At 62.7% G+C, this 22,520-nt stretch carries 20 protein-coding genes; 11 read left to right on the top strand and 9 right to left on the bottom strand.

Features of this window, described 5'->3' with window-relative positions:
- Positions 1–76 precede the first annotated feature (76 nt).
- Entirely contained in the window at positions 77–1,000 is a 924-nt protein-coding gene (locus LRC39_RS20500) for a HamA C-terminal domain-containing protein (RefSeq protein ID WP_346295474.1), read from the top strand.
- Positions 1,000–3,114 (top strand): DEAD/DEAH box helicase, encoded by a 2,115-nt coding sequence (locus LRC39_RS20505; RefSeq protein ID WP_346295475.1) that lies wholly within the window; start codon positions 1,000–1,002, stop codon positions 3,112–3,114. Before LRC39_RS20500 ends, LRC39_RS20505 begins: the two co-directional genes overlap by 1 nt.
- 203 nt (positions 3,115–3,317) lie before the next feature.
- On the opposite strand, the gene ahcY is transcribed toward LRC39_RS20505, so the two are convergent.
- The 3 genes from ahcY to LRC39_RS20520 all read right to left on the bottom strand — a co-directional run bounded on the left by ahcY (position 3,318) and on the right by LRC39_RS20520 (position 7,579).
- Positions 3,318–4,727 carry an adenosylhomocysteinase gene (gene ahcY / locus LRC39_RS20510; protein ID WP_264074447.1) on the bottom strand — a complete coding sequence of 470 codons (1,410 nt, stop codon included), beginning with the start codon at positions 4,725–4,727 and terminating at the stop codon, positions 3,318–3,320.
- Positions 4,728–4,965: 238 nt separating this feature from the next.
- Positions 4,966–6,162, bottom strand: a complete 1,197-nt coding sequence (metK, locus tag LRC39_RS20515) for a methionine adenosyltransferase (RefSeq protein WP_107345697.1) — start codon at positions 6,160–6,162, stop codon at positions 4,966–4,968.
- Between the two features lie 64 nt (positions 6,163–6,226).
- Positions 6,227–7,579, bottom strand: coding sequence for a hypothetical protein (locus LRC39_RS20520; RefSeq protein ID WP_164573095.1), 1,353 nt, complete (start codon positions 7,577–7,579; stop codon positions 6,227–6,229).
- 210 nt (positions 7,580–7,789) lie between these two features.
- Between LRC39_RS20520 and LRC39_RS20525 the strand changes: the two genes are divergently transcribed.
- The 7 genes from LRC39_RS20525 (at position 7,790) to LRC39_RS20555 (ending at position 15,262) form a co-directional block, all read left to right on the top strand.
- On the top strand, positions 7,790–9,100 hold the full coding sequence (locus tag LRC39_RS20525; RefSeq protein ID WP_264053220.1) for a UDP-glucose dehydrogenase family protein: 1,311 nt from the start codon (positions 7,790–7,792) through the stop codon (positions 9,098–9,100).
- A 274-nt stretch (positions 9,101–9,374) separates the two neighbouring features.
- Positions 9,375–10,556, top strand: a complete 1,182-nt coding sequence (locus tag LRC39_RS20530) for an ABC transporter substrate-binding protein (RefSeq protein WP_346295476.1) — start codon at positions 9,375–9,377, stop codon at positions 10,554–10,556.
- 167 nt (positions 10,557–10,723) lie between these two features.
- A complete protein-coding gene (locus LRC39_RS20535; protein WP_346295477.1) occupies positions 10,724–11,596 on the top strand; it encodes a branched-chain amino acid ABC transporter permease in 873 nt (290 codons plus the stop codon).
- Between the two features lie 3 nt (positions 11,597–11,599).
- Positions 11,600–12,544 (top strand): branched-chain amino acid ABC transporter permease, encoded by a 945-nt coding sequence (locus tag LRC39_RS20540; RefSeq protein WP_346295478.1) that lies wholly within the window; start codon positions 11,600–11,602, stop codon positions 12,542–12,544.
- Positions 12,541–13,323: an ABC transporter ATP-binding protein gene (locus LRC39_RS20545; protein WP_107356687.1), complete on the top strand. Its 783-nt coding sequence runs from the start codon at positions 12,541–12,543 to the stop codon at positions 13,321–13,323. The genes LRC39_RS20540 and LRC39_RS20545 overlap by 4 nt, the downstream gene beginning before the upstream one ends.
- Positions 13,316–14,020 (top strand): ABC transporter ATP-binding protein, encoded by a 705-nt coding sequence (locus LRC39_RS20550; protein ID WP_107357596.1) that lies wholly within the window; start codon positions 13,316–13,318, stop codon positions 14,018–14,020. The genes LRC39_RS20545 and LRC39_RS20550 overlap by 8 nt, the downstream gene beginning before the upstream one ends.
- A 282-nt stretch (positions 14,021–14,302) precedes the next feature.
- Positions 14,303–15,262 carry an IS110 family transposase gene (locus tag LRC39_RS20555; protein WP_142884215.1) on the top strand — a complete coding sequence of 320 codons (960 nt, stop codon included), beginning with the start codon at positions 14,303–14,305 and terminating at the stop codon, positions 15,260–15,262.
- Between the two features lie 113 nt (positions 15,263–15,375).
- Here the strand turns inward: LRC39_RS20555 and LRC39_RS20560 are convergent, their stop codons facing one another.
- The 6 genes from LRC39_RS20560 to LRC39_RS20585 all read right to left on the bottom strand — a co-directional run bounded on the left by LRC39_RS20560 (position 15,376) and on the right by LRC39_RS20585 (position 21,240).
- Positions 15,376–16,497, bottom strand: coding sequence for a cobalamin-independent methionine synthase II family protein (locus tag LRC39_RS20560; protein WP_107345705.1), 1,122 nt, complete (start codon positions 16,495–16,497; stop codon positions 15,376–15,378).
- A gap of 15 nt (positions 16,498–16,512) precedes the next feature.
- The gene (locus LRC39_RS20565) at positions 16,513–17,229 is read right to left on the bottom strand and encodes an ABC transporter ATP-binding protein (RefSeq protein ID WP_346295479.1); all 717 of its coding nucleotides are present in this window, start codon (positions 17,227–17,229) and stop codon (positions 16,513–16,515) included.
- Between the two features lie 38 nt (positions 17,230–17,267).
- On the bottom strand, positions 17,268–18,020 hold the full coding sequence (locus LRC39_RS20570) for an ABC transporter ATP-binding protein (RefSeq protein ID WP_346295480.1): 753 nt from the start codon (positions 18,018–18,020) through the stop codon (positions 17,268–17,270).
- Complete coding sequence (locus LRC39_RS20575; RefSeq protein ID WP_346295481.1) at positions 18,017–19,045, bottom strand: branched-chain amino acid ABC transporter permease; 1,029 nt, start codon at positions 19,043–19,045, stop codon at positions 18,017–18,019. Before LRC39_RS20575 ends, LRC39_RS20570 begins: the two co-directional genes overlap by 4 nt.
- Positions 19,045–19,911 (bottom strand): branched-chain amino acid ABC transporter permease, encoded by an 867-nt coding sequence (locus LRC39_RS20580; RefSeq protein ID WP_164573241.1) that lies wholly within the window; start codon positions 19,909–19,911, stop codon positions 19,045–19,047. The genes LRC39_RS20575 and LRC39_RS20580 overlap by 1 nt, the downstream gene beginning before the upstream one ends.
- Before the next feature lie 150 nt (positions 19,912–20,061).
- The gene (locus tag LRC39_RS20585) at positions 20,062–21,240 is read right to left on the bottom strand and encodes an ABC transporter substrate-binding protein (RefSeq protein ID WP_346295482.1); all 1,179 of its coding nucleotides are present in this window, start codon (positions 21,238–21,240) and stop codon (positions 20,062–20,064) included.
- A 340-nt stretch (positions 21,241–21,580) separates the two neighbouring features.
- On the opposite strand from LRC39_RS20585, the gene LRC39_RS20590 reads away from it, so the two are divergent.
- Both LRC39_RS20590 and LRC39_RS20595 read left to right on the top strand, forming a co-directional pair.
- Positions 21,581–21,877 carry a hypothetical protein gene (locus LRC39_RS20590; protein ID WP_346297534.1) on the top strand — a complete coding sequence of 99 codons (297 nt, stop codon included), beginning with the start codon at positions 21,581–21,583 and terminating at the stop codon, positions 21,875–21,877.
- A gap of 55 nt (positions 21,878–21,932) precedes the next feature.
- Positions 21,933–22,520: a DUF2939 domain-containing protein gene (locus LRC39_RS20595; RefSeq protein WP_346295483.1), complete on the top strand. Its 588-nt coding sequence runs from the start codon at positions 21,933–21,935 to the stop codon at positions 22,518–22,520.

Raw genomic sequence — 22,520 nt, forward strand, 5'->3', positions numbered from 1 at the left:
TCATTTCCAAGGGCGCGACTAGGAACTTTCGCGCGAAAATTGTAGGAACTAGAATCAACCCTCCGATCGAAATCCCATGCCAGATTTAGTGTTTGAAATACTTATCGATGACACGCTGTCTGAGATCGCCTCAGCCGACCATCTGAGAACAGTTCTTAACAAGCGCATCTTGAGCCTGATAAATGATTTTGAAGACGCCAAATGGCGCTATTCAAAATTTCAGAGTTTCCTTTGGGACAATGTTGCTGAAACCGCCCTGTCCCGCCGAGAGCGCCTCGCTCTTGTGAATCGATCCCACAGCAGCCTAGTCGCCGCGGCACGCAACCTACGACTCACCGACAACGACGAAGTCGGCCAAGGGAGCGAGATTGCGGAAGTCTTCTTATACGGACTGATGCACCACAGGTTCGGCGCACTGCCTGTGGTGCCTAAGATTTTCTACAAACAGAACTCTCAGGACAACGCGAAAGGCGCTGATAGCGTTCACATAGTATTGAGTGAAGACGATTTCACGCTCTGGTTTGGCGAGGCCAAATTTTACAATTCGATCGCTGACGCTCGCTTAGATGCCATAGTGAAATCGGTGATGAACTCGCTATCGACCGACAAGCTGAAAAAAGAGAACTCCATCATCACCAACGTGTCGGACCTTGATGAATTTGAAATGTCTCCTCGCCTTCGGGAAAAAATCAAGGCCGCTCTAGACAACAGAGAGTCGATCGACAACCTCAAGTCGCGTATCCACATTCCGATCTTGCTCTTACACGAATGCACAGCGACAGCGACAGCGACGGAACTCACCCCTCAATATAGAGAAGAGATAATCGCCTTCCACAAATCGCGCGCCGAGACATATTTCGCGAAGCAGCTCGAGGCATCCGGACACATCCACAAATACAACGAACTGAATTTTCACATCATTCTATTTCCAGTCCCGAGCAAAGTACAAATCGTCGAGACCTTTGTGGAAGCAGCCACATTCTATAAGAGGCGACAATAATGGATGTTTTCGCTACCTGCCAAGAGATCAACAGCCTACTGACCGAACATCAAGAATCAGCAGCGCGCAATCTATTGATTCGCCTCCTAGCCGATCTCGATCGCGATAAATTGCAATACTCAGCGCTTGTGAACGAGATGATCCGAGCGACCGGCCTATTCCCATACATTCAAATCGAAAGCGCATCATGGGATCAAAAATACGTACATAGCGCATTTGCTGTAAATGTTGGCCAGAGAATAGCGACACTTCATCGAGAACAATCCAGCGTGCTCTCCAAACTGCTGGATGGAAAGAACATCGCGGTTAGCGCTCCAACAAGCTTCGGCAAGAGCTTCATAATCGACGCCTTTATTGCCGCAAAGAATCCCGACACGGTCGTCATCATCGTCCCAACGATTGCCTTGATGGACGAAACACGCAGGCGCATTTTTAAGAAATTCTCCAAAACTCACACGGTGATAACCGCACCAGACACCAGACTTGGCTCCAAGAACATACTCATTTTTCCTCAGGAACGAGCCTTCGGCTATCTGCAACAACTCAAAGCCATCGACCTACTCGTTGTCGACGAATTCTACAAAGCCAGCAGCACACATGACCGCGAACGCTCCCCTTCTTTAATAAAGGCACTTCTAAAACTCTCGAAAATCTCAAAACAACGATACTACCTAGCACCGAACATCAAGCGCTTGGGCGAAAACCCCCTTACCAAAGACATGGAATTTATTGAATTACTCGATTTCAATACGGTCTATCTCAACATCCAAGAACCATTCAAGGAATTTGACAAAGACCCAGATAGGAAATCTGCAAAGCTAATTGAATTGATCTCTCCAAGAGAAGCGAAGACATTAGTTTACGCAGGAACGTATAGTGAAATTCGCAACGTATCTGATTTAGTCATCAAGCATATGGATCCGGTCGATAGAATTTACACCTCACCATTCGCGAAATGGCTTAGAGAAAACTACCAATCTGACTGGGTATTAGCCGACCTAATTGAGCGCGCCGTTGGCGTTCACAACGGCAGTATGCACAGATGCCTCAGCCAGATTCAGATAAAGCTCTTCGAATACAGCGACGGGCTCGACAGCATCGTCTCCACATCTTCCATAATCGAAGGAGTTAACACATCTGCTCAGAACGTAATTGTCTGGCGCAGCAGAACAGGCTCAGCAAATCTGAAAGACTTCACTTACAAAAACATCATTGGGCGCGGCGGCCGGATGTTTAAGTATTTTATTGGCAACATCTATCTTTTGGACGCCCCGCCGAAAGCGGAAGATGCGCAGCTAGAAATCGAGTTTCCAGAGCAAATACTAGGAACTCTGGACGAAGACCAAGATGCAGAACGCCTCTCCAAGCAACAAATTGACAGGATTATTCAATATCGCGCGCAAATGTCATCCATAGTCGGTGAAGAGCACTTCACCAGACTCATGAAGCAGAATCTCCTCCAAGACAGCGACGCCGATTTCTTGCTTAAATTAGCTAGTGACATGAAAGAAAGCCCGGAGGAATGGCGCGGATTCGCCTATTTGAATTCATCAAACCCAAACGATTGGGATTCGACGCTATATAAGATCCTGAAACTCAAGGCCGGAGCGTGGGAGACTCGCCACTCCAACGTCGTGACGGTTGTTAGAACAATCGCCAATAATTGGAGATTGAGCCTATCTGAAATAATTAGCAGCCTGAGGAAAGCTGGCATTCAAATCGAAGAATTCTTTCGATTAGAGCGCACAATAACATTCAAGCTGTCGGCACTGATAAGCGACGTAAACCAATTACACAAAACAATCATCAACCCCACAGTCGATGTTTCGGCTTTTGTCGGCAGAATGAGTCATGCGTTCTTGCCAGGCGCCGTTTACCAATTAGAGGAATACGGACTTCCACGCACAGTTTCCAAGAAAATCCATGCGGCAGGTCTAATCAACTTTGAGGATCCAGACATGGACCTTCTCAAAAGCATCGGCGAGTTCAATTCACTTGGTATAGAAGGCGTTCTCGCCGCTCAAACGTTAGGACCATTCGACCGCTATATCGTAAAATTCTTCTTTGATGGAATCACTGCTGATGAGCCTGAGCTGGTCGATGTATTTGGGTGAAGTGGTCGACGGAGTGCCGGCAAGCAGAAAGCCCCGGAGCATCGCTCCGGGGCTTTTTTGTTGTCCGATGAATGGCTGCCGTTCGACCGTCATTGCCGGGCTTGCCTCGGCAATCCATCCTCTGCGTGAAAAGCGCTCCTAGAGCGCCCCGCTTCGCGCGCGATGGATGGCCGGGTCAAGCGTGGCCATGACGACTTGAACTATCAGTACCGGTAGTGATCCGCCTTGAACGGGCCTTCGACCTTGACGCCGATGTAGTCGGCCTGGTCCTTGCGCAGCTCGGTGAGCTTGACGCCGATCTTGGCGAGGTGCAGGCGGGCGACCTTTTCGTCCAGCGTCTTCGGCAGCACGTAGACTTTCTTCTCGTACTTGCCCTGGTTCTGGAACAGCTCGATCTGCGCCAGCGTCTGGTTGGTGAACGACGCCGACATCACGAAGCTCGGGTGCCCCATCGCGTTGCCGAGGTTCACGAGGCGGCCTTCCGACAGCAGGATCATCCGCTTGCCGTCCGGGAAGGTGATCTCGTCGACCTGCGGCTTGATGTTGTCCCACTTCAGGTTCTTCAGGTGCGCGACCTGGATCTCGTTGTCGAAGTGGCCGATGTTGCAGACGATGGCGCGATCCTTCATCGCGCGCATGTGGTCGATGGTGATGATGTCCTTGTTGCCGGTGGCGGTGACGAAGATGTCGGCGATCGGCGCCGCGTCTTCCATGGTCACCACCTGATAGCCTTCCATCGCCGCCTGCAGGGCGCAGATCGGATCGACTTCCGACACCATCACGCGGCAGCCGGCCTGGCGCAGCGAAGCGGCCGAGCCCTTGCCGACGTCGCCGAAGCCGGCGACCATCGCGACCTTGCCCGACAGCATCACGTCGGTGCCGCGGCGGATGCCGTCGACCAGCGATTCACGGCAGCCATAGAGGTTGTCGAACTTCGACTTGGTGACCGAGTCGTTGACGTTGATCGCCGGGAACAGCAGCTTGCCGGCCTTCTCCATATCGTACAGACGATGCACGCCCGTGGTGGTCTCTTCCGACACGCCCTTGATGTTGTTGGCGAGCGTGGCGAAGTAGCCCTTCGGCTTCTCTTTGAGGATGCGCTTGATCAGCGCGAAGAAGATCTCTTCTTCTTCCGAATTGTGCTGATCAAGGAACATGGTGTCGCCGTTCTCGGCGCGCAGGCCCTGATGCACGAACATGGTGGCGTCGCCGCCGTCGTCCAGGATCATGTTCGGGGTGCCGCCGTCCGACCAGTCGAACAGCTTGGCGGTGTAGTCCCAGTAATCCTTCAGCGTCTCGCCCTTGACGGCGAACACCGGAATGCCGGCTGCGGCGATCGCGGCGGCGGCGTGATCCTGGGTCGAGTAGATGTTGCACGACACCCAGCGCACCTCGGCGCCGAGCGCCACCAGCGTCTCGATCAGCACCGCGGTCTGGATCGTCATGTGCAGCGAGCCGGCGATCTTGGCGCCCTTCAGCGGCTGCTTCGGCCCGTATTCCTCGCGGGTCGCCATCAGGCCCGGCATTTCGGTCTCGGCCAGCGAGATCTCCTTGCGGCCGAACTCGGCGAGGCCGATGTCCTTGACGATGTAATCGGTGAACTTGGCGGTCATGCGGATGGGTTTCCTGATGTCTGTGTCAGTCGAACTGAGCACTACGAACTGAATCGGGCAGTTTGAGGCAGTGCATTTGCGCTCCCTCTCCCCGCTCGCGGGGAGAGGGGTGGGGTGAGGGGGCGTCGCCGCGAGGCCGAGAGGCTCGGCTGCGCTGAAGCGCCCCCTCACCCGACCGCTTCGCGGTCGACCTCTCCCCGCAGGCGGGGAGAGGTCGAGAGGGCGGGTATCGCTCTAGTTACACCGCACGCTTCATGGCGTCGGCAAGATCGGTCTTCTCCCAGGAGAAGCCGCCGTCGGCGTCCGGGGTGCGGCCGAAATGGCCGTAGGACGAGGTCCGGGCGTAGATCGGCTTGTTGAGGTCGAGGTGGGTGCGGATGCCGCGCGGGGTCAGGTCCATCACCTCGGCCACGATGGTCTCGAGCTTGTCCTCGGCGACCTTTCCGGTGCCGTGGGTGTCGATGTAGATAGACAGCGGGCGCGCCACGCCGATCGCGTAGGCGAGCTGCAGGGTGCACTTGTCGGCGAGGCCGGCGGCGACGACGTTCTTGGCGAGGTAGCGCGCCGCATAAGCAGCCGAGCGGTCGACCTTGGTCGGGTCCTTGCCGGAGAACGCACCGCCGCCATGCGGGGCCGCACCGCCGTAAGTATCGACGATGATCTTGCGCCCGGTTAGGCCGGAGTCACCATCCGGGCCGCCGATGAAGAACTTGCCGGTCGGGTTGATGTGCCAGATCGTCTTGTCGGTGATCCAGCCGGCGGGCAGCGCCTGGCGCACATACGGCTCGACGCAGTCGCGAACCTGGTTCGAGGTCAGATCCTCGACCAGGTGCTGGTGCGACACCACGATCTCGCGGACGTATTGCGGCTTGCCGTTCTCGTACTGGATCGTCACCTGGCTCTTGGAGTCCGGGCCGAGCACCTTCTCCTTGCCGGAGTGGCGGGCTTCCGAGATCAGCCGTAGGATCTTGTGGGCGTAGAAGATCGGCGCCGGCATCAGGTCGGGGGTTTCGTTGGTGGCGTAGCCGAACATGATGCCCTGGTCGCCGGCGCCCTCTTCCTTGTTGGTGCCGGGCTGCAGCGCGTCGACGCCCTGCGCGATGTCGGCCGACTGCGGATGCAGCAGGATCTCGATATCGCAGGTCTTCCAGTGGAAGCCGTCCTGCTCGTAGCCGATGTCCTTGATGGCTTCGCGGACGACGTGCTCGATCTGCTCGTTGGTGACCGAGGCCGGGCCGCGGGTCTCACCGGCGATCACCACCTTGTTGGTGGTCGCGAGCGTTTCGCAGGCGGCACGGATCGCCCACGGATCGATCCCGGCCTTCGGCCCTTCGCGGTAGAACAGATCGACGATCTCGTCGGAAATCCGGTCGCAGACCTTGTCCGGATGGCCTTCGGACACGGACTCACTCGTGAACATATAAGACGCGCGCATCACCAACCCCTTGTCCGCCGGACCCCGGCGGTGTTTTCGTGAAAGATACCTATCCTGAGAGATGTCAGTCGCGCCTGCGCGAGATGACGTAGGATTCGTCGTTGAACCAGAGACCGCTGTGCTTGCGCAGAACTTCTCTGGTGGCTTCCAAGTACTGGCCGTCCCGGGTCACTTCCGTGAGCCGGTCGTCCTCGATCTGCGCGACATACACCGCGGCATTCCATGCTGCAAAGGCCGTCGAATTGCCGATCGGTCCGGTGACCTCATTGGGCAAAGCCTCCATATCGTAGCGAAAGATCGAGCGGTTATCGGCGTAGGCATTGAAGTTCAGGTCTCTACCAGCAGAGCCGAGCTCGTATTTGACCGCGCGCAACAATTCGTGGCGGCTGACCGAGAACGGGTTCTCGTCCGGCCAGATCGATTGGACGATTTCCAATCCGGGATCGTGGCCGTGGGAATGGATGCCGATCAGCCGGCCGCCGGGGCGCAGCGCGCGGGCCAGCGGCGCGATGATCCGCTTGGCCCGGAAGTTGACGGATGATTTCGCCCGGTAGGGCTGCGAGGCGATGATCAGGTCGAAATTGGCCTCGGTGCGGCCGGCGCGCGGGATCACCGCGTCGAGCAGGAAGCGGTGGTCCTCGCGGTACAGCACGATCGCGACCGGGCGCTCGTACACCGGCATCCCGGTGCGGGGACTGACATTGGCGCGCCAGTTGTCCTGCAGGAACGGCGCCAGCTCGGCGATCTGGGTCTCGAATTCGCCCGAAGAGCCGCCGCGCAGCGCCACCTCGTGCCAGATCATCCCGGCGGCGGCCGCGGAAGACGCCGGCGTCAGCCAGGGCGCCTCGGCGTAGTTCATGTTGGTGAACACGAACACCGAGGCCGGGTGCTCGAACAGCCGGTCCGGCACCTTGTCGAGCGTCAGCCTCAGGTCCTCGACGCTGAGCTCCTTGCCGGAGACGTAGAACGGTATCTGGGGGAACCGCCCATGCATCGCGCGCAACACGCGCGCCAGCACCGTCCCGTCGCCGCACCCCGCATCGAACACGCGCAGCGCGGGCGGGCGGGGGTGAATGTTGGCGAGCTCCAGCGCGACGCGGTCCGCCACCACCCGCTTTTCCCCGCAAGTGTGGACGAACAATAGATATTTCTGGCGGTTCTCGAAGAACCGGAAGTTGCTGCGCGGGTCCCGCCGCTCCAGCGGCACCACCAGCCCCCGCGGCGGCGGCGCAACGCCCAGCCCAGCAGCAACAAACGCCTCAATCCGCTCCAGAGTGTCCAGTGTGATGCGTTTACCCTCGCGCAGCCGGTACACCAGCTTGCCGTCATTGACCGCACGCCGGCCGAACGTCGTCTCGGCCATCCCGGCCTGACGGCAGTAGTCCGATATCCGGTTGAGAAGCTGATCGTTATTCATGCAACGGCGGGGTGGGCAATTCCACTTCGGTGAAGTCCCATAGCACGCATTTCCCACCGCCGGAAGGGCGACGATGAGATGAGTACCATCGATAAATCGGTGCAAATCCGATTAAGCGCCTAATAGTCTGTCATTGGGAAACAGCAATCGATCTGCTAAGAGGCGGGCGAGCCCTGGAACGGCTGGGTAGCCTACGGAACGGATTGAGCGATGCGCATCACGATGATCGGGACGGGTTATGTGGGGTTGGTGTCTGGGGCCTGCTTTGCGGACTTCGGCCACCAGGTGACCTGCGTCGACAAGGATGCCGGCAAGATCGCGGCCCTGCATCGGGGCGAAATTCCCATTTACGAACCAGGACTTGACGAGCTGGTCGCGGCCAACGTCAAGGCCGGGCGGCTCGACTTCACCACCGATCTGACCGCCCCGGTGGGCGAAGCGGACGCGGTGTTCATCGCCGTCGGAACTCCGTCGCGGCGCGGCGACGGCCACGCGGACCTGTCCTATGTGTATGCCGCCGCAAAGGAAATCGCCGCTGCCCTAAAGGGCTTCACGGTCGTAGTGACCAAGTCGACGGTTCCGGTCGGCACCGGCGACGAGGTCGAGCGGCTGATCCGCGAGACCAATCCCACCGCCGACGCGGCGGTGGCCTCGAACCCCGAATTCCTGCGCGAGGGCGCGGCGATCCGCGACTTCAAGTTCCCCGACCGGATCGTGATTGGCACGGCCGACGAGCGCGCCCGCAAGGTGATGGGCGAGATCTACCGTCCGCTGTCGCTGAACCAGGGCCCGCTGATGTACACCGCGCGGCGCACCGCCGAACTGATCAAATACGCCGCCAACGCGTTCCTGGCGACAAAGATTACCTTCATCAACGAGATGGCCGACCTCGCCGAGAAGGTCGGCGCCGACGTCCAGGACGTCGCCCGCGGCATCGGCATGGACAACCGGATCGGCTCCAAATTCCTCCACGCCGGCCCAGGCTTCGGCGGCTCGTGCTTCCCCAAGGACACCCGCGCGCTGGTGCAGACCGCCCATGACCACGACGTGCCGGTGCGGATCGTCGAAGCGGTCCTCGCCGTCAACGACAACCGCAAGCGCGCAATGGCCCGCAAGGTCTCGCACGCGCTCGGCGGCAACATGCGCGGCAAGACCATCGCGGTGCTCGGCCTGACCTTCAAGCCGGATACCGACGACATGCGCGAGGCGCCGTCGATTCCGCTCGTCACCGGGCTGACTGACATGGGCGCCAAGGTGAAGGCGTTCGATCCCGCCGGCATGGCGCAGGCCAAGGCGGAGCTGCCGGATATCACCTATTGCGAAGACGCCTACGACTGCGCCAAGGGCGCCGACGCGCTGGTGATCGTCACCGAGTGGGTGCAATTCCGCGCGCTCGATCTGCCGCGGCTGAAAGCCGCAATGGCCCAGCCGATCGTCGTCGACCTGCGCAATATCTACCGTCCCGCCGAAATGGCCGAGCACGGCTTCGACTATCACAGCGTCGGCCGCGGCGACGCGTAGTTACGCCGCCGGCGCTGCTGATTTCTTAGCGCCGGTCGCGGCGGCACGGCACCCGCCTCTCCGATCTCCATCCTGCTTGCTGATCGCGCCGCACCAGCGGTCGCGGTCGCGCGCGCTTGCGTAACACTATTGACCGACCGTTCGGTTAAGCTTTACGATCAGCAGAAAGCATAAGGTGCGATCGGCGCGGTCGGCGTCGTATACAAGGCACCGGGATTGGATCAGGCCAAAGACGCTCGCAAGAAGCGCAGCCTGCAACGGAGGAAACAGATTCATGTCTCGCTACACGCATGTCCTGCGCAGCGTCGCCGTCGGCGCGACGGCTCTGGCACTGTCCAGCTTTTCGCTGATGCACAGCGCGCTCGCGCAATCCACCATCAAGCTCGGCTCGGTACTGTCGATCACCGGCCCCGCGTCCTTCCTCGGCGATCCCGAGGACAAGACGCTGAAGATGTATGTCGACAAGATCAACGCCGCGGGCGGCGTCGACGGCAAGAAGATCGAACTCGTCGTCTATGACGACGGCGGCGACGCCAACAAGGCGCGCACTTTCGCCACCCGCCTGGTCGAGGACGACAAGGTGGTGGCGATGATCGGCGGCTCGACCACCGGCACCACGATGGCGATGATCCCGGTGTTCGAGGAAGCACAGATCCCGTTCATTTCGTTTGCCGGCGCGGTCGAAATCATCGATCCGATCCGCAAATACGTGTTCAAGACCCCGCACACCGATAAGATGGCGTGCGAGAAAATCTTCGAGAACATCAAGGCGCGCAAATTCACCAAGGTGGCGATGATCTCCGGCACCGACGGCTTCGGCTCGTCGATGCGGGCGCAGTGCCTCAAGGTCGCGCCGAACTACGGCGTCAGCATCGTGGCCGAAGAAACCTACGGCCCGCGCGACAGCGACATGACGGCGCAGCTCACCAAGATCAAGGCCGCTCCGGGCGTGGAGGCGGTGGTCAATCCCGGTTTCGGCCAGGGCCCGGCGATCGTCACCCGCAACTACGCGCAGCTCGGCATGTCGTCGACGCCGTTCTACCAGAGCCACGGCGTCGCCTCGAAGAGCTTCATCGAGCTCGCCGGCCCCGCAGCTGAAGGCGTGCGGCTGCCCGCCGCCGCGCTGCTCGTCGCCGACAAGCTGCCGGACAACGATCCGCAGAAGAAGGTCGTGACCGAGTACAAGGCGACCTACGAAGACACCACCAAGCAGCCGGTCTCGACCTTCGGCGGTCACGCTTATGACGGCCTCTACATCCTGGTGGATGCGATGAAGCGGGCGAAGTCGACCGATCCGAAGAAGGTTCGCGACGAGATCGAAGCCACCAAGGGCTTCGTCGGCACCGGCGGCATCGTCACCATGTCGCCGACCGATCACCTCGGCCTCGACCTGTCGGCGTTCCGGATGCTCGAGGTCAAGAACGGCGATTGGATGCTGGTACAGCCGGGAAGCTGAGCAAAGTCGGATGTCATTCCGGGGCGTGGGCACCCGCCCGCGAACCCGGAATCTCGACCTAACAACTTCTGGATTCCGGGTTCGCGCGTTTCACGCGCGCCCCGGAATGACGAGAGCTCTGGGCGATCTGTCGCGCGTTCAATCGATCTGAAAGTCACTCCCGCGCCATGTCCGAACTACTGCAATTCTTGATCTCGGGGCTGACGGTCGGAGCGGTGTATGCGCTGGTCGCGCTCGGCTTCACGCTGGTCTATCACGCCTCCGACGTCGTCAATTTCGCCCAGGGCGAATTCGTCATGCTCGGCGGCATGGTCACCGTGTTTGCGTACGCGGCTGGCGTGCCGCTACCGCTGGCGGCCCTGCTGGCGGTGATCGTCGCCGTGGTGGTCGGGCTGCTGCTGTATTGGCTGGCGATCGCACCGGCACGCGGCGCCTCCGCGGTGTCGCTGATTATCATCACCATCGGTGCCTCGATCCTGCTGCGCGGCGCGGCCCAGATCGTGTTCGACAAGCAATTCCACAAGCTGCCGGCATTCTCCGGCGACATGCCGATCCACCTGCTCGGCGCGGTGATTCAGCCGCAGAGCCTGTGGGTGCTCGGCGGCGCAGCGCTGGTGGTGCTGACGCTGTACTACGTGATGGAGCGGACGCTGATCGGCAAGGCTGTGGTCGCCACAGCCGCCAACCGGCTCGCGGCACGGCTGGTCGGCGTCAACGTTGCCACCGTGATGGCGCTCGCCTTCGGCGGCTCGGCCGCGATCGGCGCCATCGCCGGAATCCTGATCACCCCGATCACCCTGACCAGCTACGACGTCGGCACGCTGCTGGCGCTGAAGGGCTTTGCGGCCGCGATGCTCGGCGGCATGGGCAACCCGCTCGGGGCCGTGATCGGCGGCCTGTTGCTGGGCCTGCTGGAATCGTTCGGCGCCGGCTACGTGTCGTCGACCTACAAGGACGCCATCGCCTTCATCGTCATCCTCGCCGTGCTGTTCGTCGCGCCGCAGGGGCTGGTCGGCCGTCGTACCGTCGAGCGGGTTTGAGTGATGCTGAACCTGTTCGGACGCCGGTCCGTCATTCTGGTCACGCTCGCCGTCATGATGGCGGTGCTGCCGCTGCTGTTTCCATCGAGCTATTACTTCCGCGTCGCCTCGCTGGTCTGGGTGTCGGCGCTTGCGGCGGTCGGGCTCAATATTCTGATGGGCAAAGCCGGCCAGGTCAGCCTCGGCCATGCCGGTTTCTTCGGCATCGGCGCTTATGCGGTGGCGATCGGGCCGGCGCATTTAGGCCTCAACGCGCTGCTCGCGGTGCTGGTCGGCGCTCTGCTCTCCGCCCTGCTCGCTTTTCTGGTCGGCCGCCCCATCCTGCGGCTGAAGGGACATTACCTCGCCATCGCCACGCTCGGGCTTGGCGTGCTGGTGGCGATGGTGATCACCACCGAAAGCGGCTGGACCGGGGGGCCTGACGGCATGCCGGTGCCGAAGCTCAGTCTGTTCGGCTGGCGCGTCTCCGGCTCGAACACCTGGTACTGGATCACGGCGGGGCTGCTGCTGATCGGCACCTGGTTCGCGCTCAACCTCGACGACACGCCCACCGGACGTGCCTTCCGGGCGCTGCACGACAGCGAGATCGCCGCGCGCACCGCCGGCGTGCATGTCGAACGCTTCAAGCTGCAGGCCTTCGTCATCGCGGCGGTGTACGCCTCGATCGCCGGCTCGGCGCTGGCGATGATGAACGGCTTCGTCAATCCGGATCAGGCGGGCTTCCTGCATTCGGTCGAGCTGGTGACGATGGTGGTGCTCGGCGGCCTCGGCTCGATCGTCGGCAGCATCGTCGGCGCCGCGGTGCTGGTGGTGCTGCCGCAGCTGCTGACGGTGTTTCAGGACTACGAGCATTTCCTGCTCGGCCTGATCATCATCGTGTCGATGATCTTCATGCGCGACGGCATGGTGCCGATGCTGGCAAAGCTGACCATGAGGGCGCGGCGATGACGCTTCTGAAGGTTTGCGACGTCGGCATCGCATTCGGCGGCGTCAAAGCGATCGACGGCGTCGGCTTCACGGTGGCGCCCGGCGAAATCCTGTCGATCATCGGCCCGAACGGCGCCGGCAAGACCACGCTGTTCAATGTCGTCTCCGGCATGTACGCCGCCGACCACGGCCGGATCGAGCTCGACGGCCGCGACGTCACCGGCCTGCCGCCGGACGAACTCGCCACCCGCGGGCTATCGCGCACCTTCCAGAACCTGCAGATCTTCCACCGCATGACCGCCGCCGAAAACGTGATGGTCGGTCGGCATCTGCAGGAGCGCTGCAGCCTGTTTGCCGATCTACTGCGCCTGCCCTCGGTGACGCGGCAGAACCGCGCCACCCGCGTGGCAGCGCTGATGCTCCTCGATCAGGTCGGCCTACGCGACGTCGCCGACGTCGCGGCGGGCTCGTTGTCGTATGGCGCGTGCAAGCGGCTGGAAATCGCCCGCGCGCTCGCCGCCGAACCGCGGGTGCTGCTGCTCGACGAGCCGGCAGCCGGGTGCAATTCGGTCGAGACCGAGGAAATCGACCGCCTGATCTGCCGCGTCGCCGACCAGGGCATCGCGGTGGTGCTGGTCGAGCACGACATGAAGCTGGTGATGAAGATCTCGCATCGCATCCTGGTGCTCAATCAGGGCCGGATGCTGGTCGAAGGCACGCCCGACGAGGTGCGGCACAATCCGCTGGTGGCGGAAGCCTATCTCGGACGCCATGGCGCGCGGGAGGCGGCGCGTGCTTGAGGTGAAGGACCTGCACAGCGGCTACGGCCGGATCGACGTGCTCAAGGGCATCGGCATTGAGGTGCGTGCTGGCGAGGTAGTGGCGCTGATCGGCTCCAACGGCGCCGGCAAGACCACGCTGCTGCGCGCACTGTCCGGCGTGCAGCCGGTGTCCGGCGGAGAAATCCGGTTTCTCGGCCAACGCATCGACAAGCTGGCGCCGCACAAGCGCGTCGGCCTCGGCATCACCCAGTCGCCCGAGGGGCGCCAGATCTTCGGCCCGCTCAGTGTCGCCGACAATCTCAGGCTCGGCGCTTATTTGCGCAAGGACGACGGCATCGAGGCCGACCGCGAGCGCGTCTATGCGATGTTTCCGATCCTGAAGGACAAGCGCGACCAGCAAGCCAGCGGCCTGTCCGGCGGCCAACAGCAGATGCTGGCGATCGGCCGCGCCCTGATGGGCCAGCCGAAGCTGCTGCTCCTCGATGAGCCCTCGCTCGGGCTGTCGCCGATCCTGGTCGACCAGATCCTCGACGCCGTGGTGGCCATGCGCAACAGTGGCATCACCATCCTGCTGGTCGAACAGAACGCCGCGGCCGCCCTTGAAATCGCCGACCGCGGCTACGTGATCGAAACCGGCCGCATCGTTCACGCAGGGCCGGCCGCAGAACTGCTCACCGATCCGAAGGTGAAGGCGGCGTATCTGGGGATCGATTGACGGCAGGCGATAGGCGCGTCGTCAGTCTCCCTCCCCACACCGTCATTCCGGAGCCCGCCCCCCGGAATTCGGAGCTGTTGAGCACCCGGCATCGCCATAACTCCTGGATTCCTGTATCTGCGAGGTGCTGGTGCATAGTCAGCACGACGGAGGCCGCTCGGTGGATTCCCGGCCGATCATCTCGCCGTAACCCGGTGCGGGCGCCTCTGTCGGTGTTGCTTGATCGAACAGTCGCACGGGCATTGCCGTTGCGGTGATCGCCCGCATACAGGACCGATGCCCATGACGATTGCAGTGCCGCTTGCGGTTGCGGCCGGCGTCGATGCCGGCCAACGTTTCCTCGATGTCGCGCTGGCTCCGTCGGGCCAGACCTTCCGGATGCCTAATCTGGCCGAGGGCATCGCCGAGATCATCGCCCGCCTCGAACGCTCCGGCGTCAGGCGGGTGGTTCTGGAGGCGATCGGTCCCTATGCCGAACCGCTGGTCAAAGCGCTTTCGGTCGCCGGCTTCGAAGTCGGCATCGTCAATCCGCGCCGGATCAAGGCGTTCCGCGAGGCCGAAGGCGGTCGCGCCAAGACCGACAGGCTGGACGCGCGGCTGATTGCGCGCTTCGCTCTCACTATGCCCGAGACCCTGCGCCCCCTGCCGACCGACACCCAACTCGAGCTGAAGGCGTTGTCGCTGCGACGCCGCCAGCTCACCGAGATGATCGCGATGGAGAAGACCCGGATGAAGCAGGTCCGCGGCACGCTCCTGCTCGATAGTCATCGGGCCGCGATCGCCGCGTTGTCGGCGCAGTGCCAAGCCATCGAGGCCGAACTCGCCAGGCGCATCGGCGACGACGCCGAACTCCGCCGCGTCCTTCACATCCTCAAATCGATCCCCGGCATCGGCGAACGGGTGGCTACGCTCCTCATCACCGACCTACCCGAACTCGGCCAGCGCGATCGCAAGGCCATCGCCAGCCTCGCAGGGCTCGCGCCGCACGTCAGCCAATCCGGCGCAGCACCGCCTCGCGCCGCCATCGCCGGCGGACGTCCTTGCGTTCGCGCCGCCCTCTACATGGCAGCCCTGGTCGCCGCCCGCCACCACCCCAAGCTCCGCGACGACTACAACGCCCTTCGCCTGCAAGGAAAACCCGGAAAGGTCGCGCTCATCGCAATCGCCCGAAAACTGCTCGTCACGGCCAACGCACTCGTCAAAGCCGACACGCCATATCAAGGTAAGACCCTTGACACATGAGACAGTCGCCGGGTTCGCGCTTCGCGCGCCCCGGAATGACGGGGCTCGTTTGAAACGCAAATGACCGGGACAAGCCCGGCCATCAAGCAGATCCAAAGGTCGGAACGAGACGCTTACTTGCCCCAGACGTCCCAGGACACTTCCACCGCGAGGCGGAGCTTGTCCCACTGCTCCTGCTCGGACAGGATGTTGCCCTCTTCGGTCGAGGCGAAGCCGCACTGCGGCGACAGCGCGAGCTGGTCGAGCGGCACGAATTTCGACGCCTCTTCGAGCCGGCGCTTGATCGCGTCCTTGCTCTCCAGTTCGCCGAACTTCGAGGTGATGACGCCGACCACCACGACCTTGTTGCCCTTGGGCAGGAAACGCAGCGGCTCGAACCCGCCGGCGCGCTCGGAATCGTATTCCAGGAAGTAGCCGTCGTAATTGATCCCGCCGAGCAGCGTCTCCGCCACCGGCTCGTAGCCGCCGGAGGAAATCCAGGTCGAACGGAAATTGCCGCGGCAAACGTGGGTGGTGATCACCATGTCGGCCGGCCGATCGGCGATCGCGTAGTTGATCACCCGCGCATAGATCTGCTGCAAATTGTCCGGATTGTCACCGCGAGCGCGCGCCTTCTGCAGCTCATCCTGCGAGCACAGATACGCCCACACGGTGTCGTCGAATTGCAGATAGCGGCAGCCGGCGTCGTAGAACGCCTTCACCGCCTTGCGATAGGTCTTGGCGAGATCCTGGAAGAAGCCGTCGAGATCCGGATAGACCTCGCTGGAGATCGCCTTGCGGCCGCCGCGGAAGTGCAGCACGGCCGGCGACGGAATGGTCATCTTCGGCGTCACATGCGCGATGTCGGCGTGCTTCTTGAGGAAACGGAAGTGATCGAGCATCGGGTGGTCATCGGGGAAGTCGAGCTTGCCGATGACGCGGATCGAATCGTTGCGGGTCTGCACGCCGGCGAACTGAATGCCGGTGTCGGGGTGATAGAGCTCACAGCCGGTGAGATGGCTCAGGAAGTCGAAGTGCCACCATGAGCGGCGGAACTCGCCGTCGGTCGCAAGCTTCAGCCCGATCGCCGACTGCTTATGGACGACCTTCTCGATCTCCATATCCTCGATCTCGCGCAGATTGGCGGCGGTGATCTCGCCCTTTTCCAGCTTGGCGCGGGCTTCCTTGATCTTCTGCGGCCGCAGCAGGCTGCCGACCTCGTCGGCGCGGAACGGTGGCTTTGTTCTTTGCGTCATTGTCACTCCCCAAGGTCAGCTCTTGGCTCCGCCGGAGACGCCCAGATAGCGTTCCAGCGTTGCGGCATCATCCTTCAGCGCCGCGCTCGCCGCATCATGCACGATCGCGCCGCGTTCCAATATCACAACCCGATCCGCGAGCTGGAGGATTTTTCGCGCGTTCTGCTCGACGATGATCGAGCAGATGCCGCCGGAGCGGGTGATGGTGCCGAGCGCGGTTAGCAATTCGTCAACGATGATCGGCGCGAGGCCCTCGGTCGGTTCGTCCAGCAGCAGCACCTTGGGATTGAGCGTCAGCGCACGGCCGATCGCCAGCATCTGCTGTTCGCCGCCCGAGAGCTGATTGCCGAAATTGCTGCGGCGCTCCTCCAGCCGCGGAAACATCTCGTACACCCGCGCCACCGTCCACAGCCCCGGCTGCGCCACCGCGGTGAGGTTCTCCTCAACGGTGAGGGACTTGAAGATGTTGCGCTCCTGCGGCACCCACCCAATGCCGGCGCGCGCCCGCTGATCCGGGCGCAGCGCGGTGACATCGACGCCGCCGACCGCAATGGTGCCGGAGAAGCGGCGGGTGACGCCGACGATGGAGTTGATCAGCGTGGTCTTGCCGGTGCCGTTGCGGCCGAGCAGCGCCAGCACTTCGCCTTCGGCAAGACGCAGCGACATCGACGGCAGCACCACCGCCTCTCCATAGCCGGCGCGAAGCTGATCGATCGTAAGCAAGTCAGACATTGGCCAGCTCAGGCATTTCGCGCTCAGACATTACGAGCTCAGACATGGGCATCCTCGCCGAGATACACCGCCTTGACCTGCGGATCGCGCGCAACCTCTTCAGGCGTGCCTTCGGTCAGCAGCGCACCGGAGACCAGCACCGAGATGCGGTCGGCGAAGGAAAACACCAGGTCCATGTCGTGCTCGATCAGCAGCACCGTCACCTCGCGCGGCAGGCCGGCGACCACGGCGAGAATGTCGTGGCGCTCGCTCTCCGGCACACCCGCGGCGGGCTCGTCGAGCAGCAGCACCCGCGGCTTGGTAGCGATCGCCACCGCGATCTCGAGCAGCCGCTGCTTGCCATAGGGCAGCGTGCCGGTCGGCTCGTTCATCACGTCGAGCAGCTTGAAGCGCTCGAGGTTCTCGGCGATCTCGCCGTTGATGTCGGCGCGGGTGCCCATCCGCCGCCACCAGTCGTGGCCGTGGCCGGAGCGCTCCGACACCGCGAGCCCGATGGTCTCGAGCGGGGTGAGGTCGGCGTAGAGCTGGTTGATCTGGAAGGTGCGCGACAGCCCGCGCAGCACGCGGGCGTGCACCGGCATATGGGTGATGTCGTGGCCTTCGAGCAGGATGCGCCCGCCGTTGGGCTTGAGCACGCCGGTGAGCTGATTGATCACCGTGGTCTTTCCGGCGCCGTTGGGACCGATCAGGGCATGGCGCGCGCCGGCTTCGACACTGAGCGACAGGTTGCGGGTGACGTTGAGCCCGCCGAAGTGCTTCTCCAGCCCGATGGTTTGCAGCGCCAGGGTCATTTCGCGCCTCCCGCCGCCGGCTTACCGCCGCGCACCGCGCGCGCAATCGCACGCGGCAGGAACAGCACCCAGCGATGCAGCCGCTCGCGGCCGATCAGCACGATCACCACCAGCACCAGGCCGATCCAGAACAGCCAGTATTGCGGCGTAAGGATCGAGAAGGTCTCCTGCAGTAGCTTGAACACCACCGCGCCGATCAGTCCGCCATACAGATAACCTGTGCCGCCGAGCACCAGCACCAGGATCAGATCAGCCGAACGCTCGAACGAGAACACGTCGAGCGAGGCGAGCTGGGTGGTCTGGGTAAACAGCGCGCCGGCGATACCCGCGTAGAACGCCGCGAAAGTGTAGATCGCGACCAACCGGCTGTTGACCGGGATACCCACCGCCGAGGCGCGCAGCGGGTTGTTGCGGATCGCGCGCAAGCTCAAGCCGAAAGGCGAATGCACCACCCGGCGCGCCAGCAGGAACAGCACAAACAGCACTGCAACGGTGTACCAGAACCCGACCTTGCCGAAGATGTCGAACTCGAAGATGCCGAGCAGCGGCTGCATCACGATCCCCTGCAGGCCGTCGGTGCCGCCGGTGATGTTGGAGAACCGCTCCGCCAGCGCTTCGAGCAGCAGCACGATGCCGAGCGTCACCATCAGCCGGGTGAGATCGACGCCGCGAATAACCAGGAAGCTGGTGGCGAAGCCGAGCACCGCGGCGCCGAGGCCTGCGACCAGCAGCGCCAGCACCGGCTCGCCGACGATGCCGTGCAGCGCCAGCAGGCCGGCGCTATAGGCGCCGACGCCGAAGAATGCCGCATGACCCAGCGAGACGATGCCGGCATAGCCAAGGATCAGATCGAGCGACAGCGCGAACAGGCCGAGCCGGACGATCTCGGTCATGATCAGATAGCGCGACGGAAACAGCAGGCCGCAGCCGATCAGCAAGACCCAGAACGCCAATTCAGACCAGTGCCATCGCGCGGTACGGCGGGCGTGGAAGCCGACGATTTCGGGAGGAGTCGACATGCTCATCAGCGCGCCGCGGTGCGACCGAACAGGCCATTGGGACGCCAGATCAGGATCACGATCATGATGGTGTAGATCACGAACGGCCCGAGCTTGGGCAGATAGTATTTGCCGGCAACGTCGCCGATGCCGAGCAGCAGCGAGGCAAGGAACGGCCCGGTGATCGAAGAGGAGCCGCCGACGGTGACGACGATCAGGAAGTAGATCATGAACTTCAGCGGGAAATACGGATCGAGCCCGAGGATCTCGGCGCTCAGCGCACCGCCGAAGCCGGCCAGCCCGCAGCCGAACGCAAAGGTCAGCGCGAACACCTGCGGCACGTTGATGCCGAGGCCGGATGCGACGCGCGGATCATCGACCGCGGCGCGCAGCCGACTGCCGAACCGTGTCTTCGCCAGGGTCAGTTGCAGGCCGACGGTCAGAAGGCCGCAGATCACGATGATCATCAGCCGGTAGCGGCCGATGCCGACGCCGAACAGGTCGATCTGCCCCTGCAGTGCCTCCGGCAGCTGCATGAACACCCGCGACGAGCCCATGATGTAGTCGACTGCTGCGACCGACATAAACACCAGCCCGACGCTGAACAGCACCTGATCGAGATGGGAGCGGGTGTAGAGATGCCGGTACAGCAGCCGCTCCAGCACCGCACCGATCGCGGCGCTGGCGAGGAAGGCAAGCGGCAGCGCAGCGAAGAACGGCCAACCGGCGCGATTGACCAGCACGGCGCAGACATAGCCACCAGCCATCGCGAACGCGCCGTGCGCGAGATTGACGAAATTCATGAGGCCCAGCGTCACCGCCAGCCCGCACGCGAGCACGAACAGCAGCATGCCGTAAGCAACGCCGTCGAACAGGATGGTGAGCAGGGTCATCGCGATTCAATCATCAGCGTTCGTCATTCCGGGATGCGCCCCTCTTGGGACGCAGGCCCGGAATCCATACTCCCTGCAGGGGTTATGGATTCCGGGTTCGCGCTTCGCGCGCCCCGGAATGACAACATTCAATCCGGAGCGCGCGGTCGCTTACTTCTTCGTCTTGCCCGGGTCCTTGACCGCGTCGACCTTGTCGAACTCGACGTTGTAGAGCTCGCCGTCGACCTTCTCGACCTTGCGGATGTAGACGTTCTGGACGATGTCGCGAGTGTCGGGATCGATCGAGATCGGGCCGCGCGGGCTCTCCCAGGCCATGCCCTTCATCGCGGCGATCAGCGAGTCGCCGTCGGCCTTGCCGCCGGTCTTCTTCAGCGCTTCGTAGATCAAGTGGATGCCGTCGTAGCCGCCGACCGCCATGAAGCCCGGCCGCTGGCCGAATTCCTTCTTGTAAGCGGCGACGAACGCCTTGTTCTTCTCCGACGGATGCGCCGCCGAGTAGATGTGCGCGGTGACCACGCCGATCGCGGCATCGCCCATGCTGTTTAACAGGTCATCATCCATCACGTCGCCGGGGCCGATCACCTTGATGCCCGACTTGTCGAGGCCGCGTTCGGCGAACTGCTTCATGAAGTTGCCGCCCTGCCCGGCCGGCACGAACACGAACATCGCGTCCGGCTTTGAGTCCTTGGCGCGCTGCAGGAACGGCGCGAAGTCCGGATTGGCGAGCGGCACCTTGACCTCTTCGACGATCTGGCCGCCGCCGGCGGTGAAGCGCTCCTTGAACGCAGCCAGCGCGTCGTTGCCGGGCGCGTAGTCGGACGTCAGCGTCACCACCTTCTTGATGCCGCTCTTCACCGCCCAGTCGCCGATCACAGTCGAGGACTGCGGCAGCGTAAACGAGGTGCGGACGATGTAGGGGGAGCGCTCGGTGATGATCGAGGTGCCGGCCGCCATCACCACTTCGGGCACCTTCGCCTGGGTGGCGAGCGGCGCCGCGGCCAATGCGGCGGGGGTGATGCCGAAGCCGGCGATCACGTTGACCTTGTCGTTGACGATCAGTTCCTGCGCGAGCCGCTTGGTGTTGTCCGGAACCGCAGCGTCGTCCTTCAGGATCACTTCGATCTTCTTGCCGGCGACGGTGTCACCGTTCTGCTTGATGTAAAGCTTGATGGCGTTGTCGATCTGCTTGCCGGTCGACGCCTGGCCGCTGGTCATCGGCACGATCAGACCGATCTTCACGGTATCCTCGGCGTGCGCTACCGCGATCGGCGCGGCGCCTGCCAGTGCGATGCAGGCTGCCTGCAACAGCGTTCGTCTGCCCATCCGCATGAGTGTTTCCTTTTCCCTTGCCTCTTTGTCGAGGCTTATGGCCCATCCCACCTTAGCCGACGCGGCGCCGCGCTGTCTCACGAAGCGCGTGATGGTCGGCGGGCGACACGTCGAGGCGCCGGATGATGTCCCACCGGCCAACGACAGCGAGATTGCCGACGATCCGACGTCCACGGTCCCGCCGCAGGCTTGGCCATATCATTGCCACGGAAACTGAAATGATGGTGCGATATCAGGTATGCTGTTATCCAATAGCGGTGCGGGTTTGGAGCGATCGTCCGAACGCGGTAGACAGCCGCGCCGGCGCCTTCTGCCGGTGACGACGAAGCGAGATGTATCGATGCGAGTTGGGATGGTTCGGGGACTGCGCTTGGCGTGCGCCGTGGTGATGCTGGGCGCGCTGACGGGCTGCGGCTCGATCAACAGCGCGCTCACCACCGGGATGGCGGACTATGTGCCGCAGTGGGCCGGCGGACTGCCGGCGGACGCCCCGCCGCGCCCTGGTACCGCCAGGTACGACGCCTATATGAAGGAGCAGGAACGGCTCCGGAAAATGCCGGCGGCCGAGCGGGAAAAGCTCGAAGCGGCAAGGGCCGCCGAAACCGGACAGCCGCCCGCGGGCGCGCCGGCCAGATAGGACGAACCTCAGCGGTCGTCCTCAACTCCCGCGCCTTTCGGAGTTTTGGACCATCATGCGCTGGTTGTTCGGCGGCCTCGCCGCGCTCATCATTCTGGTCATCGTCTATGTCGGCTCCGCAGTCGCCTCGCTCGGCGGCCTTGCCGACGCAGTGCGCAGCGGCGACGGCGCCGGCGTGATCGCCCGCACCGACGTCAAATCGCTGACGCAGTCGTTGGCCGAACAGATCGTCGCGGCCTATCTCGAACGGATCGGACAGACCCGCGAGATCCGTCCCTCCGAGCGCATGCTGGTGCGCGCCGCCGGCCTCGGCATCGCCGACGCGATGATCGCCAAGATGCTGACGCCCGACCATCTGACGCAGCTGCTGAAGACCGGAAAGCTCGACGGCGTTCAGGACCTGCCACCGATCGCCGGCCTGCCGCAGCTCGGCACCATCGACACCAAGAACGTGCTGGCGACGCTCGGCCGGTTCCGCTTCGTCGAGTCGGTCGAGTTCGCGGTGCGGGTCAGCGACACCACCGATGCCGACAGCTACAGCGAAATCCGGCTACACTTCGCCGGCTCGGGCTGGCAGCTCGCCGGCCTCGTGCTGCCGGGCAACACCGTCCGCGAGCTCGCGGCAACGCTACCGGTGAAATAG

Source organism: Rhodopseudomonas sp. P1 (assembly GCF_039642825.1).
In the GTDB taxonomy this organism is placed as follows: Bacteria; Pseudomonadota; Alphaproteobacteria; order Rhizobiales; family Xanthobacteraceae; genus Rhodopseudomonas; species Rhodopseudomonas palustris_H.